General features: G+C 72.9%; 16 protein-coding genes. 11 read left to right on the top strand and 5 right to left on the bottom strand.

All coding sequences use genetic code 11. The annotated features are described in order from the left end of the window. Positions 1 to 29: 29 nt before the first annotated feature. Positions 30 to 1475: an NAD(P)H-quinone dehydrogenase gene (locus ACIWQI_RS08660; RefSeq protein ID WP_396656748.1), complete on the top strand. Its 1446-nt coding sequence runs from the start codon at positions 30 to 32 to the stop codon at positions 1473 to 1475. A gap of 1 nt (position 1476) precedes the next feature. Here the strand turns inward: ACIWQI_RS08660 and ACIWQI_RS08655 are convergent, their stop codons facing one another. Further along, entirely contained in the window at positions 1477 to 3258 is a 1782-nt protein-coding gene (locus tag ACIWQI_RS08655; RefSeq protein WP_396656747.1) for an acetyl/propionyl/methylcrotonyl-CoA carboxylase subunit alpha, read from the bottom strand. Positions 3259 to 3333: 75 nt separating this feature from the next. Further along, a complete protein-coding gene (locus ACIWQI_RS08650) occupies positions 3334 to 3981 on the bottom strand; it encodes a Maf family protein (protein ID WP_396656746.1) in 648 nt (215 codons plus the stop codon). Between the two features lie 36 nt (positions 3982 to 4017). On the opposite strand from ACIWQI_RS08650, the gene ACIWQI_RS08645 reads away from it, so the two are divergent. Genes ACIWQI_RS08645 through ACIWQI_RS08630 form a run of 4 tightly spaced genes read left to right on the top strand, consistent with a single transcriptional unit; the run spans position 4018 to position 8374 of the window. Next, the gene (locus ACIWQI_RS08645) at positions 4018 to 5346 is read left to right on the top strand and encodes a class I SAM-dependent RNA methyltransferase (RefSeq protein WP_396656745.1); all 1329 of its coding nucleotides are present in this window, start codon (positions 4018 to 4020) and stop codon (positions 5344 to 5346) included. 43 nt (positions 5347 to 5389) lie between these two features. Further along, the gene (locus ACIWQI_RS08640; RefSeq protein WP_396656744.1) at positions 5390 to 6058 is read left to right on the top strand and encodes a response regulator; all 669 of its coding nucleotides are present in this window, start codon (positions 5390 to 5392) and stop codon (positions 6056 to 6058) included. Beyond that, on the top strand, positions 6048 to 7298 hold the full coding sequence (locus ACIWQI_RS08635; protein ID WP_396656743.1) for an ATP-binding protein: 1251 nt from the start codon (positions 6048 to 6050) through the stop codon (positions 7296 to 7298). The genes ACIWQI_RS08640 and ACIWQI_RS08635 overlap by 11 nt, the downstream gene beginning before the upstream one ends. Further along, the gene (locus ACIWQI_RS08630; RefSeq protein ID WP_396656742.1) at positions 7298 to 8374 is read left to right on the top strand and encodes a hypothetical protein; all 1077 of its coding nucleotides are present in this window, start codon (positions 7298 to 7300) and stop codon (positions 8372 to 8374) included. Before ACIWQI_RS08635 ends, ACIWQI_RS08630 begins: the two co-directional genes overlap by 1 nt. A 236-nt stretch (positions 8375 to 8610) precedes the next feature. Here the strand turns inward: ACIWQI_RS08630 and ACIWQI_RS08625 are convergent, their stop codons facing one another. Together ACIWQI_RS08625 and ACIWQI_RS08620 are read right to left on the bottom strand one after the other, a co-directional pair. After that, positions 8611 to 8853, bottom strand: coding sequence for an acyl-CoA carboxylase subunit epsilon (locus ACIWQI_RS08625; protein ID WP_396656741.1), 243 nt, complete (start codon positions 8851 to 8853; stop codon positions 8611 to 8613). Then, positions 8850 to 10439, bottom strand: coding sequence for an acyl-CoA carboxylase subunit beta (locus ACIWQI_RS08620; RefSeq protein WP_396656740.1), 1590 nt, complete (start codon positions 10437 to 10439; stop codon positions 8850 to 8852). Before ACIWQI_RS08620 ends, ACIWQI_RS08625 begins: the two co-directional genes overlap by 4 nt. Before the next feature lie 91 nt (positions 10440 to 10530). Here ACIWQI_RS08620 and ACIWQI_RS08615 point away from each other — a divergent pair, with 91 nt between their 5' ends. The 5 genes from ACIWQI_RS08615 (at position 10531) to ACIWQI_RS08595 (ending at position 15168) form a co-directional block, all read left to right on the top strand. Further along, complete coding sequence (locus tag ACIWQI_RS08615) at positions 10531 to 11319, top strand: biotin--[acetyl-CoA-carboxylase] ligase (protein WP_396656739.1); 789 nt, start codon at positions 10531 to 10533, stop codon at positions 11317 to 11319. A gap of 60 nt (positions 11320 to 11379) precedes the next feature. Beyond that, a complete protein-coding gene (locus ACIWQI_RS08610) occupies positions 11380 to 11952 on the top strand; it encodes a PH domain-containing protein (RefSeq protein ID WP_396656738.1) in 573 nt (190 codons plus the stop codon). 59 nt (positions 11953 to 12011) lie between these two features. Further along, positions 12012 to 13148 carry a 5-(carboxyamino)imidazole ribonucleotide synthase gene (locus tag ACIWQI_RS08605; protein WP_396656737.1) on the top strand — a complete coding sequence of 379 codons (1137 nt, stop codon included), beginning with the start codon at positions 12012 to 12014 and terminating at the stop codon, positions 13146 to 13148. A 119-nt stretch (positions 13149 to 13267) separates the two neighbouring features. Beyond that, positions 13268 to 13735: a 5-(carboxyamino)imidazole ribonucleotide mutase gene (gene purE / locus ACIWQI_RS08600; RefSeq protein ID WP_396656797.1), complete on the top strand. Its 468-nt coding sequence runs from the start codon at positions 13268 to 13270 to the stop codon at positions 13733 to 13735. Further along, on the top strand, positions 13732 to 15168 hold the full coding sequence (locus ACIWQI_RS08595) for an LCP family protein (RefSeq protein WP_396656736.1): 1437 nt from the start codon (positions 13732 to 13734) through the stop codon (positions 15166 to 15168). Before purE ends, ACIWQI_RS08595 begins: the two co-directional genes overlap by 4 nt. 1 nt (position 15169) lies before the next feature. Here the strand turns inward: ACIWQI_RS08595 and ACIWQI_RS08590 are convergent, their stop codons facing one another. Beyond that, positions 15170 to 16243, bottom strand: a complete 1074-nt coding sequence (locus tag ACIWQI_RS08590; RefSeq protein WP_396656735.1) for a hypothetical protein — start codon at positions 16241 to 16243, stop codon at positions 15170 to 15172. 63 nt (positions 16244 to 16306) lie between these two features. Here ACIWQI_RS08590 and ACIWQI_RS08585 point away from each other — a divergent pair, with 63 nt between their 5' ends. Further along, positions 16307 to 17440, top strand: coding sequence for a glycosyltransferase (locus tag ACIWQI_RS08585; protein ID WP_396656734.1), 1134 nt, complete (start codon positions 16307 to 16309; stop codon positions 17438 to 17440). Positions 17441 to 17484: the final 44 nt, after the last annotated feature.

Here is a 17484-nt window from a genome sequence, read left to right as displayed (position 1 = left end):
CGGGGCGTTCGAGGGGCAAGAATGGTTGCATGACCCTCAGCTTCGAGCTCACTCAGAGCGTCGCGATCCTCGGCGGCGGACCCGGCGGTTATGAAGCGGCGCTGGCCGCCGCACAGCTGGGAGCGGAAGTCACCCTCGTCGAGCGTGCCGGCGTCGGCGGCTCGGCGGTGATCACCGACGTCGTGCCGTCGAAGTCGCTGATCGCCACCGCGGACGCGGCGGTCGCGATCGCGGAGGCGGGCGACCTGGGCGTGCAGCTGTTCGCGAAGGGCGCGCACGGCAAGCCCCTCAAGCCCGAGATCGCCATCAACCTCGCGGCCGTGAACAAGCGGCTCCTCACCCTCGCGCGTCAGCAGTCCGACGACATGCGCGCGGCACTCGTGGAGGCGGGGGTCCGCATCATCACCGGGCACGGCCGGCTCGACAGCGACAACGCCGTGGTCGTCTCGACCGGACCGGGCGGCACCGACTTCGACCGGGTCGAGGCGGACACCCTGGTCGTCTCGGTGGGGGCGTCGCCCCGGCAGCTGCCCAGCGCGATGCCGGACGGCGAGCGCATCCTGACCTGGACGCAGCTGTACGACATGACCGCCCTGCCCGAACACCTCATCGTCGTCGGGTCGGGAGTCACCGGCGCCGAGTTCGCCGGGGCGTACATGAACCTGGGAGCCACGGTGACGCTCGTCTCCAGCCGCGAGCGGGTGCTCCCCGGCGAGGACCCGGATGCGGCCACGGTGCTCGAGAAGGTGTTCACCCGGGGCGGGATGACGGTGCTGTCGAAGTCGCGGGCCGAGAAGGTGGAGCGCTCGGGCGACGGCGTCGTGGTCACGCTCACCGACGGTCGCACCGTCGAGGGCAGCCACTGCCTCATGGCGGTCGGATCGACTCCCAACACGCGCGGCATCGGCCTCGAGGAGGCAGGGGTGCAGATGGATGCCTCCGGCCACATCCGCGTCAACCGCGTCGCGCGCACCTCGGTGCCGAACATCTACGCGGCCGGCGACTGCACGACGTTCGTGCCCCTGGCATCGGTCGCGTCCATGCAGGGGCGCACCGCGGTCTTCCACGCGCTGGGCGACGTGGTCATTCCGCTGGACCGGCGGCGCATCACCGCCAACATCTTCACCGCTCCCGAGATCGCGACGGTCGGCTGGCAGGAGAAGGACGTCGCCGAGGCGCACATCAACGGCATCGTGCACAAGCTGCCGCTCGCCGCGAACCCGCGGGCCAAGATGATGGGCGTGCGCGACGGCTTCGTCAAGCTGATCGCCCGCCAGGGCAGCGGCACGGTGATCGGCGGCGTGATCGTGGCGCCCCGGGCATCCGAGCTCATCTACCCCATCGCGATCGCCGTCGAAAGGCGCCTCACCGTCGACCAGGTCTCACGGGTGTTCGCGGTCTATCCGTCGCTGTCGGGCAGCATCACCGACGCCGCCCGCGCCATGCACCACGTCGAGCGCGCGGACGAGGACTGAATCAGGAGATCGTCAGGAGCTGGTGTCCGGCTGACACCGTGCTGCCGGGCTGGGCGTTGACGGCGCCGATGACGCCGTCCTTGTGCGCCTGGATGGGCTGCTCCATCTTCATCGCCTCGAGCACGATCACCAGGTCGCCCTTGACGACGTGCTGACCCTCCTCGACGGCCACCTTGACGATGGTGGCCTGCATAGGCGCGGTGACCGCGTCACCGGAGGCGCCCGCCACCACCGACATGGCGTGCGAGCGGCGGGACGGCGGGACGGCCGCGGGACGGCCGATCTTCGTCGGACCGGCGACGATGCGGTCGGGCAGGCTCACCTCGAGGCGCTTGCCGCCGACCTCGACCACCACGGTGTGCCGCGGCTCGGGCGGCTCGGGTGCCTCCAGCTCGCCGTCCCACGGCGGGATGTCGTTCACGAACTCGGTCTCGATCCAGCGCGTGTAGACGCCGAAGCGACCGTCTTCGGCGGTGAACGCCGGGTCGCGCACGACCTCACGGTGGAACGGCAGCACGGTCGGCAGTCCGGCGACCTCGAACTCGTCGAGTGCGCGCCGGGCGCGGGCCAGTGCCTCGGTGCGGTCACGGCCGGTGACGATGATCTTCGCCAGCAGGGAGTCGAACGCCCCGCTGACCGAGTCGCCCGCGGTGACTCCGGAGTCGAGCCGGATGCCGGGGCCGCCGAACGTCTTGAACACGTTGATCGGACCGGGCGCGGGCAGGAATCCGCGCCCGGGGTCCTCGCCGTTGATGCGGAACTCGATGGAGTGCCCGTCGGCGGCCGGGTCGTCGTAGTCGAGCAGGCCGCCCTCGGCGAGACGGAACTGCTCGCGCACGAGGTCGACGCCGGTGATCTCCTCTGAGACCGGGTGCTCCACCTGCAGGCGCGTGTTGACCTCGAGGAACGAGATCGTGCCGTCGGCGCCGATGAGGAACTCGCACGTGCCCGCGCCCACGTAGCCGACCTCACGCAGGATCGCCTTCGAGGAGTCGTACAGCGTGCGGTTCTGCTCCTCGGTCAGGAACGGCGCGGGCGCCTCCTCGACGAGCTTCTGGTGACGGCGCTGCAGCGAGCAGTCGCGGGTGGAGATGACGACCACGTTGCCGGCGACGTCGGCGAGGCACTGCGTCTCCACGTGCCGCGGGCGATCGAGGTACTTCTCCACGAAGCACTCGCCGCGACCGAAGGCGGTGACCGCCTCGCGGGTGGCGGACTCGAACAGCTCGGGGATCTCCTGGACGGTGCGGGCGACCTTCAGCCCGCGCCCACCGCCGCCGTAGGCGGCCTTGATCGCGATGGGCAGGCCGTGCTGCTCGGCGAAGGCGACGACCTCGTCGGCGCCGGAGACCGGGCCGGGCGTGCCCGGGGCGAGCGGGGCGCCGACCTTCTCGGCCACGTGCCGGGCGGTCACCTTGTCGCCCAGCGCCTCGATCGCCTCGGGCGCGGGGCCGATCCAGACCAGGCCCGCGTCGATCACGGCCCGCGCGAACGCGGCGTTCTCGGCGAGGAAGCCGTAGCCGGGGTGCACGGCGTCGGCACCGGAGCGTCGCGCCACAGACAGGAGCTTCTCGATCGACAGGTAGGTGTCGGCACTGGTGGTGCCCTCGAGCGCGTAGGCCTCGTCGGCCAGTCGCGCGTGGAGAGCGTCGCGGTCCTGATCGGCGTACACCGCGACCGAGCCGCGGCCGGAGTCCCGCGCGGCGCGGATGATGCGGACGGCGATCTCGCCGCGGTTGGCGATGAGGACCTTCGCGAACGGGTGGGTCGCGGAAGACGGCATGGATGCCAGCCTACTCACGGCATTCACCGGTCATTTGACCGCTTCCTACAAGAACCGACGAAGAACGTGGGCGTCCTACGACAACCTCTTCCAGAGCCGTGGCCAGGGCACGCCGAGCTCGGAGACCAGGCGCCGCAGGGTGGACAGCGACATCCCGACGACCGTCGACGGGTCGCCCTCGACACGGGTGATGAACGGGCCGCCGAGGCTGTCGACGGTGAACGCCCCGGCCACGTGCAGCGGCTCGCCGGTGGCGACATAGGCGGTGATCTCGTCGTCGGTGACGTCGGCGGCGAACGTGACGGATGCCTCGGCCACAGCGTGCGCCTCGACCGCCGCGCCGCGCTCCAGGCGGTACACGCTGTGGCCCGAGTGCAGCACCCCGGTGCGGCCGCGCATCGCGCGCCAGCGCCCGGCGGCCGCCTCGGCGGTGTACGGCTTGCCGAGGACCTCGCCGTCGAGCTCGAACATCGAGTCGCCGCCGACGACGATCCCGTCGAAGTCCGGGTCGGCCTCGACCAGGCGCGCCGCGACATCCGCCGCCTTGCGCCGGGCCAGCAGCAGCACGTGCTCGGCGGGGGAGAGCGTGCGGCCCTCGGCGGATTCGACCGCCGCGACGACGGCGTCCTCGTCGACCTCCGGCGCCAGGGTCTCCGGCTCGATGCCCGCCTGCCGCAGCAGCATGAGTCGGGCGGGGGAGGTCGAGGCGAGGCACACGCGCATGCGCACGAGGCTATCTCCCCGTGGGAGAGTCGGAGGGTGGCCGCCGACGAGACCTTCGACCTCGGCATCACCGATGTCGCCCACGGCGGCGTGTTCATCGGCCGCCACGAGGGCCGGGTCGTGTTCGTGCCCGATGCCATCCCGGGAGAACGGGTCCGCGTCCGCCGTGCGGACAGCGGCGATGCCCGCACGGATGCGAAGCGGTTCTGGCGCGCCGAGCTGCGGGAGGTGCTCGACCCGTCGCCCCACCGCCGTCCCCACGTCTGGCGGCAGGCTGACGTCGACGTGCCGCCGCACCTGCGTCCGGGCGGTGCCGACTTCGGTCACATCGAACTCGCGCACCAGCGCACGCTGAAGCTGCAGGTGCTCACGGACGCCCTGCGCCGCATCGGCGGCCTGCCCGATGCGGCCGCGGCGATCTCGGCGGCATCCCCCGCCCGCTCCGCCGACGGCGACGTGCTCGACGCCGAGACCGCCGACGGCACCGCGTGGCGCACGCGCGTCAGCCTGCACGCCGACGCCGAAGGACGCGTCGGCCCGTACGCGGCGCGCAGTCACCGGGTGATCGCCGTCGACGAGCTGCCGCTGGCGACGCCCGGGGTCGAGAAGGCCGCCCTGGCGATCGGCCGGGGCGCACCGGGACGCATCGACCTCGTCCAGCCCGCGGACGGGCGGGTGCGCGTGCTGCACCGCCCCGCGGGACGCGGCGGTCCCCGCGCCACGCGCGAGGCCGTGGTCGAGCGTGTGGGCGGGCGCGAGTTCCGGGTGGATGCCGGGGGCTTCTGGCAGGTGCACCGGCTCGCCGCGCACTCGCTCACCGAGCTGGTCACGAGGCGCCTGGGCGGCGCACCGGCGGGCGGCACCGCTTCCGATTCCGAGGGTCACGCCGTCGACCCCGACGCCTGGCACCTCGACCTCTACGGCGGCGTGGGCCTGTTCGCCGCGGCCCTGGCGGGGCTGGGCGGACCGGGCACGCGCATCACCACGGTCGAGGCCGACGCGCGCGCCTCCGAGCATGCTCGCGCGAACCTCGCCGAGTGGCCGGGAGCCCGCGCCGAGACGGCCCGGGTCGACCGGTGGCTGACCCACCTGGCGCAGCACGCCACGGCGGCCCAGCGCGAGCGCCTGAAGCGCGGCGTGATCCTGCTCGACCCGCCGCGCTCGGGCGCCGGCCGCGCCGTGGTGCGGCACATCGCCGCGCTCGCTGCGCACACGGTCGTCTATGTGGCGTGCGATCCCGCGGCGCTGGCTCGCGATCTCGCCACCTTCCGCGACCTCGGCTATGAGGCGGGGCCGATCGAGGCGATCGACCTGTTCCCCAACTCGCACCACGTCGAGGCGGTCGCCGTGCTGCGGCGCGGCTGAGGGCCGAGTACCGCATCGCGCCCGCACGGCCTACCCTGTCATCGTGACGCGCATCGCCCTCATCGACGACCACGAATCCGTCCGGCTCGGGCTCGAGGCGGCCTGTCAGCGCGCCGGCGGGAAGCAGGTCGTCTTCTCGGGCAACACCGTCACCGAGTACCTCTCCTGGCGACGATTCAGCAACGCGTCGCCCGCAGACGTGGTGGTGCTCGACCTCACGCTCGGCGACGGCACCACCGTCACCGAGAACGTCAGCCGGCTCGTGCGCGACGGGTCGAGCGTCATCATCCACAGCGTCGCCGACCGCCCCGCCGCGGTGCGCGAAGCGCTCGCCGCAGGAGCGGCCGGGGTCGTCAGCAAGTCGTCGTCGATCGACGATGTGATCGCCGCGATCCGGACGGTGGCGCGCGGCGACCAGCTCAACAACGTCGAATGGGCCAGCGCCGTGGAGGCCGACCGCGAGTTTGCCGACGCCCAGCTGTCGGCCCGCGAGCGCGAGGTGCTCCGCCTGTACGCGGCGGGCCTGCCGCTGAAGGTCGTCGCAGACCGGCTCGGCGTGGCCTACTCCACCGCCAAGGAGAACATCACTCGCGTCCGGGTGAAGTACGTCGAGGTGGGCCGGCCGGCCCCGACGAAGGTCGACCTGGCGCGACGGGCGATGGAGGACGGGATCCTCGCCGAGCCGCGCGCGGACGGACGCGATGGCGACTGACGCCTCGCGCACGGTGCTCACCGACGCCTGGGGGCACATCCCGCACGGCCGGGTGGCCTCGGGTGATCTGGGCAGCTTCACGCGTGCGCGCATCGAGCGCATCATCCAGCTGGTGGTCGGGTTCGGATGCGTGGCGCTGGGCACGCAGGCCTTCGTCACGGCCCTGGCCGGCGACTCCGGCGTCCTTCCGCAGTGGTCGGGGGTGCTGGTCGCGGTGACCTTCGGGCTGCTGGCGCTCATGATCCTGGCCTGTGCGATCGGCCGCGGGGTGCGGCTGCTGGCGGCGGTGTTCGCGATCGAGTTCCCCGTGCTGCTTCTGATCTGGCCGTTCGTCACGACGGGGTCGGAGCTGTCGAACCAGAGCGAGCCGTGGATCTTCTACCTCGTCAACGTGGCCACCGTCGCCGCGGTGCTCGCCTTCCCCCTGCTGCTGCAGATCATCTGGACCGCTGCGGTCCCGCTGCTGTTCGGGGTCGTGCGGCTCGTGCAGGACGGGTTCACCGCACCGCTGCGCATCACCGTCTCGCTCGATGTGTCCTTCACGCTCATCCTGGGCGGCGTGCTCATCACCCTCGCCTGGCTGTTCCGCGCGATGGCCGTCAACGTCGACGAGGCGCGCGCGGTCGCCGTCGCCTCCTACTCGGCGGCCGCCGCCGCGGCGGCCGCCGAGGAGGAGCGGGTCGCGGTCGCCGGGCTCATGCACGACAGCGTGCTCGCCGCCCTCATCGCCGCGGCGCGCACCGAGACTCCGCGCGAGCGGCAGCTGGCCGTGCAGATGGCCCGGGAGGCGCTCACCCGGCTCGCCAACGCCGACTCGGCCGCCGAGGAGGGATCGGACGCGCCGGTGCCGCCGGGACGCATCGCCGACGAGCTCGAGCGCCACGCGCGCGACCTCGGCCTCGACCTGCGGGTGGACCGCGCACGGGCCGCCGGCATCCCGTCGCTGACCGGGCGCGCCGCCCACGCCCTGGTCCTCGCGGGGGCGCAGGCGCTCGCCAACAGCGTGGAGCACGCGGATGCCGCGGGGGTCTCGGTGTCGCTGGCGCCGGTGGGGGAGCGGGGCCTGTCGGTGGCGATCCGAGATGAGGGCCCCGGCTTCGACCTCGCCCTCATCCCGCCCGACCGGCTCGGCATCCGGGGATCGATCATCGCGCGCCTGGATGCCGTCGGCGGCCACGCGCACATCGACTCGGGTCCGCACGGGACGACCGTGACCCTCAGCTGGGAGCCGGTGACCTGATGCTCAGCGTGCGCACCGTCCTGCTGGCCCTGGCCTTCGCGTTCACGGCGTATCTCGCCGCCCGCGGGCTGCTGTGGACCACGCCCATCCCGTCGCCGGTCCTGGTTGTCACGAGCCTCGCGGTCTACGTCGCGGGCACCTGGCTGTGCCTGCTCGTCCAGACCCGCGGGGAGCGTGCGCTTCCCCGGACCCGCACCGAGGACCCCACCGTGACCGGCCGCCCGGAGCGCCTGCCCTGGCCGGCGGCGGTCGCGGCGCTGTTCGTCGCCCTCACCGTGCCGTCCGGCATCGCGATCGGCGTGGGCGCGGCCGCCCGCGCCGAGCCTTTCGCGACGTGGTACATCGGCGGCATCGGCGTGCTCATGACGATCGTGATGGTGCGCCGCCGGCCCTGGTACGCGTGGGCCGGGATGGCGATGCTCACCGTCGCCTGCTCGCTGTGGCTGCAGCCGCTGCGGGCCCTCGAGCTGGGGCTGGTCGGCTCGCTCATGTGGGTGGCGGCGGCGCAGCTGCTCGTCGGATCGTTCGACCGCGCCGTCAGCGACACGGCGCGCCTGGCCGAGCTGCAGCAGGCGGCCTCGGCCTGGCAGGCGGTGCAGGCGGGCAGGCAGCGGGAGCGTCGCGTGCAGGTGCAGCGCGCGCTCGCGGTGGCGGGCCCCGTGCTCACACAGGTCGTCCGCAGCGGCGGTCAGCTCGACGAGGAGTGGCGGATCGCGGCGCGCCTGGCCGAGGGGCGGCTGCGCGACGAGCTGCGCGGTCCGCGGCTGCTGGACGACGAGGTCCGTGACGCGCTGGATGCCGCCCGCCGCCGCGGCGCTGCGGTCACGGTGCTCGACGAGGGCGGTCTGGACGGGGTGGACGCCGCATCCCTCGCGATCATCCGGGCCGAGCTCGCCGAGACGATCCGCGGCGCCGAATCGCAGCGGCTGTACATCCGCACCTCGCGGCACGACCGCATCGCGGTCACGGTCGTCGGCCGCTCGGTGGTCGACGACGCCAAAACGGGTGCGCTCTCGGACGACGACAGCGTCGACCTGTGGCGCGAGATCGCGTACCCGGCGGGCAGAGCGATCTGAACCCGGCCGGAGGGCAGAGAGAAGGCGAGGGGCGGCGAAGCCGCCCGCCCCTCGCCTTGTGGCGGACCGGTTACCCGAAAACCGTCCGCGGGGTGGCTGCTGTCCCGTTCACCCTGTGCCGGGCAGACAGCCGAACGCAGAAGCGTTCCAGCCATCTCAGTATCGCGGCGCGGGAAGAGGGGTGTCTGTAGGTATTTCGGGGGACAAAGCCAACACATAGGTTGGCGGCATCCGGCCTATCCCGCGTACCGTCCCCAGCCGATGTCGCGCCGCAGCGGCTGCCGCAGCGAGCGCTGCGTGCGGCTCCACGCGGTCGGGTGCCGATCGTCGTCGGCGAGCGTGCCGGCGGCCTCTTCCGTGTACGCCTCGGTGACCACGGCGATGAGCGCGGCCAGCTCCTCGGCGGTCGGGCTGCCGCGGCGCACCTCGATGGCCAGCCCCTCGCCCTCGGGCGCCTGCTCGTTCCTGGCGGGGTTCATAGCGGGATGTTGCCGTGCTTCTTCGGCGGCTGGCTGGCGCGCTTGCCGCGCAGCGCCCGCAGCGCCTTGGCGACCGCCACGCGCGTCTGCGCGGGCTCGATGATGCCGTCCAGCTCGCCCCGCTCGGCGGCGAGGAACGGCGAGGCGACGTTGTAGAGGTACTCGTTCGCGAGGCGGGTGCGCACCTCGGCGATGTCCTCGCCGTTCTCCTCGGCCTTCTTGATCTCGCCGCGGTACAGGATGTTCACGGCGCCCTGGCCGCCCATCACCGCGATCTCCGCCGTCGGCCAGGCCAGGTTGATGTCGGCGCCCAGCTGCTTGGAGCCCATCACGATGTACGCACCGCCGTACGCCTTGCGCAGGATCACCGTGACCAGCGGCACCGTCGCCTCGGCGTATGCGTACAGCAGCTTCGCGCCGCGGCGGATGACGCCGGTCCACTCCTGGTCGGTACCCGGAAGATAGCCGGGCACGTCCACGAGCGTGATGATCGGGATCGAGAACGCGTCGCAGAACCGCACGAACCGGCTCGCCTTCTCCCCGGCTTCGATGTTGAGCGTCCCCGCCATCTGCGACGGCTGGTTGGCGATGATGCCGACGCTGCGGCCCTCGACGCGGCCGAAGCCGATGACGATGTTCGGCGCGAACAGCGGCTGGACCTCGAGGAACTCCTCGCTGTCGACGATGCCGCGGATGACGGTGTGGATGTCGTACGGCTGGTTCGGGGAGTCGGGGACGATCGAGTTGAGGAGGCGGTCGGCATCGGTCGTCTCCCACTCGAAGTCGGTCTCGTACACCGGCAGGTCGGCCATGTTGTTGTCCGGCAGGAAGCCGATCAGCGTGCGCACGTAGTCCAGCGCGTCGTCCTCGTCCTCGGCGAGGTAATGGGCGACGCCGGAGCGCGTGTTGTGCGTGTAGGCGCCGCCGAGCTCCTCCATGCCGACGTCCTCGCCGGTGACGGTCTTGATGACATCCGGGCCGGTGACGAACATCTGGCTGGTCTTGTCGACCATCACGACGAAGTCGGTCAGCGCGGGGGAGTAGACCGCACCGCCGGCGGCCGGGCCCATGATGATCGAGATCTGCGGGATCACGCCGGAGGCGGCGGTGTTGAGGCGGAAGATCTCGCCGTACTTGCCGAGTGCGACCACGCCCTCCTGGATGCGGGCGCCCCCCGAGTCGAGCATGCCGATGCAGGGCATGCCGTTGCGCATCGCCAGCTCCATGATCTTGATGATCTTCTCGCCGGCCACCTCGCCCAGCGACCCGCCGAAGGTCGTGAAGTCCTGTGCGTAGACGGCGACCGGGCGGCCGTGGATCGTGCCGACCCCGGTGACGACGGAGTCGCCGTAGGGCCGGGAGCGGTCCATCCCGAACGCCGTGGTGCGGTGGCGCACATACTCGTCGAATTCGTCGAAGGTGCCGTTGTCGACGAGGAGCTCGATCCGCTCGCGGGCGGTGAGCTTGCCCTTGGCGTGCTGCTTCTCCTGCGAGATCTTCTCGGCCTCGACCACGGCTTCGGCGTACCGTGCGCGCAGGTCGGCGATCTTGCCGGCGGTCGTGGACAGGTCGGGCTGTTCGGTCACGGATTCCACCCTAGTGCCGGGCCTTTTCCCTGCTTTGGAGGGTCGCCACAGGCTTTGCCGCCGGCCATTGGCCGCGGCGTAGGGTGAGCACATGGCGATCCGCGAGGAGGGATATCGGCGGGCGGCCGCGGTGAGCCCGCGACTCCAGGTGCGCGAGCGCACCGGATCGACCAACGCCGACCTGGTGGCCGCGGCCGCGGCCGATCCGGCGGGCTGGCCCCACCTGTCGGTGCTGCTGACCACCGATCAGACCGCGGGCCGCGGACGCCTCGACCGCACCTGGACCACCGCGCCCGGCACGGCTCTGGCCGTATCGACGCTCGTGCGGGTGCCGCACCTGCCGTTCGCCTCACGCGGCTGGATCCCGCTGATCGCCGGTGCGGCGATGACGCGGGCGGTCGCCGCACAGCTGCCCGACCACACCGTGCGCCTCAAGTGGCCCAACGACGTCCTCGTGGACGGGCGGAAGATCTGCGGCATCCTCGCCGAGGTGATCCCGGCCGACATCGACGCGGTCGTGGTGGGCACCGGGGTGAACACGCGCATGTCGGTCGCCGACCTGCCGGTGACCACGGCGACGTCGTTCGCGACGCTGGGCGCCGAGGCGGACGACGATGCGCTGCTGGCGGATTACCTCGGGGCGCTGGACGAGCAGCTGGGCGCGCTGGCCGCCGCTCGGGGCGATGCCGCCGCATCCGGCGTGCACGGCGAGGTCGAGGCGCTGTGCGACACCCTCGGCCGCACCGTCTCGGTGTCGCTGCCGGACGGGAGCACGCTCGTCGGCCATGCCGCCCGCCTCGATCGCGAAGGGCGGCTCGTGGTCGTCTCGGCCGGTGCCGAGACCGCGGTGTCGGCGGGAGACGTGGTGCACGTGCGCTGAACCGGCGCGCCCGGCGGTGTCGGCGCCGACCGGGCGGCGGCGGACGGCACAATGGGAGTTGTGACGCAGCCGACCGCCTACGGGGGGCGCCCCCCGACGCCCCCGCCCGGGGCGCCGGCGCCCGAGCTGCTGGTGGCGAAGTTCCGGGCCCATGCGAGGCGGCTGTTCTGGTCGGCTCTCGTGCTCGTCGGGGTCGCGGGCGCGACGGCGTACTTCTACGACAACCTGCCCGCGCCGTTCGAGAACTGGATGCTGCTGGCCGCCGGGGGACTGCTCGTGCTGCTGCTGGTGGTGATCCCGTACCTGGTCTGGGTGTCGCGCCGCTACACGATCACCACGCGGCGCGTCATCGCCCGCTGGGGCGTGCTCGCCCGGCACCGTCAGGAGCTGCCGCACGCCCGCGGCTACGAGATCGCGCAGCGGCGGGGGCCGCTGCAGCGGCTCTGGGGGTGCGGCACCCTCACCCTCGACAACGGCGTGGACGCCCCCCTGCGCCTGGTGAACGTGCCGAACGCCGCCCTCGTGCACGAAGTGCTGGTCGACCAGGTTGAGGTGAGCCAGATCCTCGCCCACCGCGACGGCCAGGCGATCCCGCCCATGCCGCCGCTGCCGCCTCCGCCGCCGGTCGCGTGACACGCTGACGTGCGGCACCGGTGTACGGGAAGATGGATGCCGGAGCGGAAGGGAGCGGCATGGCGCTGCGCGTAGGGGTCGTCGGCGGCGGGCAGCTGGCGAGGATGATGATCGCACCGGCCGTCGAGCTCGGCGTCGACCTCGCGGTGCTCGCCGAGGAGGAGGGCATGGCGGCGCGGCTCGCCGCGGCATCCACCGGCGACTATCGCGACGCCGCGACGGTGCTCGCCTTCGCGAAGGGCGTCGATGTCGTCACCTTCGACCACGAGCACGTGCCGCAGGGGGTGCTGCGCGCTCTCGTCGACGCGGGCGTCACGGTGCACCCCGGTCCGGATGCGCTGCAGTACGCGCAGGACAAGCTGCTGATGCGCGCGAAGCTGCAGGAGATCGGGATGCCGCAGCCGGACTGGGCGGCGGTGTCCACGGCGGCGCAGCTGCAGGAGTTCCTCGACGCCCACGGCGGTCGCGCCGTGGTGAAGACCCCCCGGGGCGGCTACGACGGCAAGGGCGTCCGGGTGGTGTCGGCGGGCGTCGAGGCCGAGGACTGGTTCGCGACCCTCGCCGAGGACGCGCACGGCGGCGCCCTGCTCGCCGAGGAGCTGGTGGAGTTCTCGCGCGAGCTCGCGCAGCAGATCGCCCGCCGTCCGAGCGGGCAGACGGCGGTGTGGCCGGTGGTGGAGACCGTGCAGCGCGACGGCGTGTGCGCCGAGGTGCTGGCGCCGGCCCCCGCGGCCGGCGAGAAGCTGATCGAGGTGGCGGCGCGCATCGGAGTCGGCATCGCCGAGGGCCTGGCGGTCACCGGCGTCCTCGCCGTGGAGCTGTTCGAGACGACCGACGGCCGGCTTCTGGTCAACGAGCTCGCGATGCGCCCGCACAACAGCGGTCACTGGACGCAGGACGGCGCCGTGACGAGCCAGTTCGAACAGCACCTGCGCGCGGTGCTCGACCTTCCGCTGGGCGATCCGTCGCCGCGGGTGGAGGCGGCCGTCATGGTCAACATCCTCGGCGGCCCGTCCGGTCCGGACCTGGAGGATCGACTCCCGAGCGCCCTGGGCGCGCACCCGGGCGCCAAGGTTCACCTGTACGGCAAGTCGCCACGCCCCGGCCGCAAGGTGGGTCACATCACCGTGGCCGGCGACGACCTCGACGACGCGGCGTACCAGGCGCGGGCCGCGGCATCCTTCTTCCTCGACTGACCCCTGCGGGGCGCGGATGCCGGGGCGTGCCGTTGCGGGGTTCTCGCAGGTGCGCGCCCTAGCCTGGACGGGTGACCCGGTCGCTGCATTCCTCCGACGCGCCCCTGGTCGGGGTGGTGATGGGCTCCGACTCGGACTGGCGCGTGATGAGCGATGCCTCCCAGGTGCTCAGCGACTTCGGGGTGCCGCACGAGGTCGAGGTCGTCTCCGCCCACCGCACGCCCGACAAGCTCGTCGCGTACGCCCGCGATGCCCGCGCCCGCGGGCTCAAGGCGATCATCGCGGGCGCCGGGGGAGCCGCGCACCTTCCCGGGATGCTCGCGTCGATGACCCCGGTGCCGGTCATCGGGGTGCCCGTGCCGCTGGCCCACCTCGACGGGATGGACTCCCTGCTCAGCATCGTGCAGATGCCGGCCGGCATCCCGGTGGCGACGGTGTCGATCGGCGGCGCGAAGAACGCGGGCCTGCTCGCGGTGCGCATCCTCGGGGCGTCCGACGATCGCTTCGCCGACCGCCTCGAGCAGTACGCCCGTGAGCTGGGGCGCCAGGTCGACGAGAAGAACGCCCGGCTGAAGGACTCGCTGTGACCGTGCTGAGCCCGCCGCGGCCGTCGGCGACGCAGCGACCCCCGGCATCCCTGCTCGAGTCCCGCCCCCTGCGCAACCCCGACGCGTCCTCACCGGCGGTGATGACCCGTCGCGCATGGTGGCTGGTCGTGCTGAACGTGCTCGTGCCCGGCTCGGCCCAGGTGCTCGCCGGCAATCGCCGGCTGGGCCGCTTCGGACTCGCGGCGACCCTCACGCTGTGGGTGCTCGTCGTGCTCGGCGTCGTCGCGGCGGTGCTGTGGCGCCCCTTCGTGCTGACCCTCGCGACGAACTGGTTCGTGCTCGTGGTGGCCCAGGCGCTGCTGATCGCGTACGCGGCGCTGTGGATCGTGCTGACGCTGGACACGCTGCGGCTGGTGCGGCTGGTCAAGGTGCGGCCCCTGGCGCGGATCGGCGTGGCGCTGCTGGCGGTCGTGCTCATGGTGCTCACCACCGGGGGGGCCCTGTACGCCGCCCAGCTCGTGAACGTCACCCGCGACACCCTCGGCGCGATCTTCGGCCAGAGCGGCCCGAGCGTGCCGCCCACCGACGGGTACTACAACATCCTGCTGCTGGGGGCCGACCCCGACAAGGGTCGCGACTCGATGCGTCCCGACAGCATCTCGGTGGTGTCGGTGAACGCCGAGACCGGGGCCGTCACCATCACGGGTCTGCCGCGCGACACGCAGGGAGTCCCGTTCGCGGAGGGGCCCATGCAGGAGCTGTTCCCGGACGGCTACGGCGGCCGCAGCTGCCAGACCGCGCACTGCGCCCTCAACGAGATCTTCACCGAGGTCGGCGTGCTCCGCGACGGCGCGGCGCTGTACCCCGACGCGAAGGCGAACGGCTCGACCCCCGGCATCGAAGCGACCAAGGACGCCGCGGAGGGCTACCTCGGCATCACGATCCCCTACTACGTGCTCATCGACATGCACGGCTTCGCCGCCCTCATCGATGCGCTCGGCGGCGTGGAGATCACGGTCACCGAGCGACTGCCGATCGGCGCGCTGAGCAAGGGCTCGGACGGCGAGCTCAAGGGCGTCAAGGGCTGGATCGAGCCCGGCGAGCAGCTGATGGACGGCGACACCGCGCAGTGGTACGCGCGGTCGCGGTACACCACGAGCGACTGGGACCGCATGAAGCGGCAGCGGCAGCTGCAGGAGGCGATCCTGAGGCAGTTCACGCCCGCGAACGTGCTCACCCGGTTCCAGGAGGTCGCCGCCGCCGGCACCCACGTCGTGCAGACCGACATCCCGCAGTCGATGATCGGATACTTCGCCGAGCTGGCGCTGAAGTCGAAGGAGGAGCCGATCACCACGATCGAGCTCACCCCCGAAGACGGCGTCGACCCCGCCGATCCCGACTTCGCGTACGTGCGCGAGCTGGTGCACACCGCCCTGCACCCGCCGACCCCGACCCCGACGCCGACGGGCTGACTCAGCCGGCGAGGGTGGTCTGCTCCAGGCGCCGCTGCTCGTCCTCGTGCGCGCTCCACACCCGGATGCCGTCGCGGTCCCCGGCGGCGACGACGACAGACCACAGCGAAGCCGGGTCGACGCCGCCCTCGGCGATGCGCTGGAAGATCGGGCCGAGACCTGTGCCGGCCTCCTCGGTGAGCCCGACCGCCTCGGCGAGATCGGGAAGCAGCTCCGCGTCGACGGCGACGACCCCGTCGATCGTCGTCCGGTGCGCCGCAGCCCAGGCCTGTGCCGCCGTCAGTGCGGCCTCCGGGAACGGGGCGTCGGCGAGCGGATCGACGGCCCGTCCCGCCGCCTGCAGGGAGAAGGCGCCGTCCGCGACGCCGATCACGGCCGCGGTCGGCGCGGCATCGGGGCCGCCGGACACGATGAGCAGATAGGTCCGGGCCCCGTCGGCGGCCAGCATCGTCGGGAGCAGCTCGGCTGCGCCCGCGAGCATCGCCGTGCCGCGGGCCAGGGCGGTAAGTTCCGCGCGCAGGTGGTCGGCGGCCTCGGCCGCGGGGGGGATGGCCCCCGAGGTGCGGATGCCCGCCAGGCGGGCATCCAGTCGCGCGAACGCGGTCGCGGCACGCTCGAGATCGGGCGCGACCCGGTCGAGCAGGTCGATGTCGATGCGGATGCCGGACAGCTCCACGGGGCCCAGGCGCGCCTCGTACGCGGCATCCAGCAGCGGTCCGCGCACTCGTCCGGCCAGTTCGTCGGCGATCTCGGCCGTCTCGCGCATCGCCCGCAGATCGGCACCGATCCACGGTACGAGCTCGGCGGCGCGCCACACCGGGTCGGAGGTCAGCGAGTGCGCGTTCTGCGCGTGCGCCGACGCGCGCGCGGCCATGCGGGACAGATCCTCGATCTCGTCGGCGGCGACCAGCGCCCGCGCACGCTCGATCGTCTGCGCGCCCTGGGAGAGGGCGACCGTGGCGCCGATTCCGCGGACGGCGACCCAGCCTGCGGCGATCACCAGCAGCACCAGCACGCTGCCGACGACCCAGCCGATCCAGGTGCGGCGTCGGGGGCGCGCGGCGTCGTCGGTCACGGGCCCATCCTCGCACGGGCGGGTTCCGCGGGAGCGGGGACCGGCGGCGATAAGGTCGAATCCATGACGGTCGCGCTGCGGGTGGTGCTGGATCAGCTGGTGGCCCCCACGGATGACGATCTGGCGGCGGCGTCCACCTGGCTCGCACGCGGACTCGTCGCGGCGGCGCCGGACGGCTGCGAGGTGACGGCGATCGTCCCGGCGGCCTCTGCCGACCAGCTCGAGACGATGAACGCCGAGATCGCCGGGCTCGCGGGCGTGCACCGGGCCATGCTCGGTCGTCGTGAGCTCGCCGCGGCCTGGCAGCTGGGCGCGTCGTCGGGCGTGGGAGGAGGGATGGTCCACTCGCCGACGCTGTTCGCGCCGCTGGTCAAGCACGACCGCGTGCACGATCATGATCAGACGGTCGTCACCCTGTGGGACCTGGACGCCTGGGAGTCCCCGGATTCGCTTCCCCGCAGCGCCGTCGCCTGGCACCGCGCCATGCTCAAGCGCGCGAAGAAGCACGCGGACGCGGTCGTGGTGCCCACCCACGCCATGGCGGTGCGTCTGGGCGAGCTGGCGCGCCTGGGCGATCGGGTGCGCGTCATCGCGGGCGCCCCGCCGGCCGGCTTCGCCCTTCCCTCCGACGCGCCCGGGCGCCTGCGCGACCTCGCCCTGCCGCCGGAGTTCGTGCTCGTCGATGCGACCGGCGGGCTTCCGGCCGCGCTCGCCACGGCGGCGCAGGCCCTCGCGGCCGACCCCGGCCTGCACGCCGTGGCGGTCGGCGCTGCCGAAGGCGCGGAGCCGGCGATCGCCGACGCCGCGGCGGCCGCCGGCATCCCGGAGCGCCGCATCCACGTGCGCGGGGCCCTGCCCTCGCGCGATCGCGCCGCAGTGACCGGCTCGGCCCGCGCGTTCGTGACCGCGTCGCGGCGCTCGGCGTTCCCCTGGCGCGTGCTCGAAGCGCTGCAGCTGGGGACTCCCGTCGTCGCCGCGGCCTCGCCCGTGCACGCCGAGGTGATCCTCGACGGCGGACTGGTCGTGGGCGACCCGGACGGGCAGGTGGATGCCGACGGACTCGCCGCCGCGCTCGCGCGCACCGTGACCGACGAGGAGGCGGTCAGGCGCCTGCGCGTGCTGGCGACCGATCGCGCGCGGGCGTTCTCGTGGCGGGCGGCCGCCGATCGGGTGTGGCAGCTGCATGCCGATCTGTGAGACCCGCCGCGTCAGCGGGCTCCCAGCCGGGCGTCCACTAAACT

This window comes from Microbacterium sp. (assembly GCF_044508325.1).
Taxonomy (GTDB): domain Bacteria; phylum Actinomycetota; class Actinomycetes; order Actinomycetales; family Microbacteriaceae; genus Microbacterium.
The sequence above is the reverse complement of the archived record's forward strand: the minus strand, read 5'-3'. Positions and strand labels throughout refer to the sequence as shown.

Bases quoted from the DNA above. Each gene is read 5' to 3' on its own strand.
- purE (WP_396656797.1), top strand. From the start codon at position 13,268: ATGGGCTCCGACTCGGACTGGCGCGTGATGAGCGATGCCTCCCAGGTG.
- ACIWQI_RS08635 (WP_396656743.1), top strand. From the start codon at position 6,048: ATGGCGACTGACGCCTCGCGCACGGTGCTCACCGACGCCTGGGGGCAC.
- ACIWQI_RS08655 (WP_396656747.1), bottom strand. From the start codon at position 3,258: ATGCCGTCTTCCGCGACCCACCCGTTCGCGAAGGTCCTCATCGCCAAC.
- ACIWQI_RS08605 (WP_396656737.1), top strand. From the start codon at position 12,012: ATGGCGCTGCGCGTAGGGGTCGTCGGCGGCGGGCAGCTGGCGAGGATG.
- ACIWQI_RS08625 (WP_396656741.1), bottom strand. From the start codon at position 8,853: ATGAACCCCGCCAGGAACGAGCAGGCGCCCGAGGGCGAGGGGCTGGCC.
- ACIWQI_RS08660 (WP_396656748.1), top strand. From the start codon at position 30: ATGACCCTCAGCTTCGAGCTCACTCAGAGCGTCGCGATCCTCGGCGGC.
- ACIWQI_RS08585 (WP_396656734.1), top strand. From the start codon at position 16,307: ATGACGGTCGCGCTGCGGGTGGTGCTGGATCAGCTGGTGGCCCCCACG.
- ACIWQI_RS08630 (WP_396656742.1), top strand. From the start codon at position 7,298: ATGCTCAGCGTGCGCACCGTCCTGCTGGCCCTGGCCTTCGCGTTCACG.
- ACIWQI_RS08615 (WP_396656739.1), top strand. From the start codon at position 10,531: ATGGCGATCCGCGAGGAGGGATATCGGCGGGCGGCCGCGGTGAGCCCG.
- ACIWQI_RS08650 (WP_396656746.1), bottom strand. From the start codon at position 3,981: ATGCGCGTGTGCCTCGCCTCGACCTCCCCCGCCCGACTCATGCTGCTG.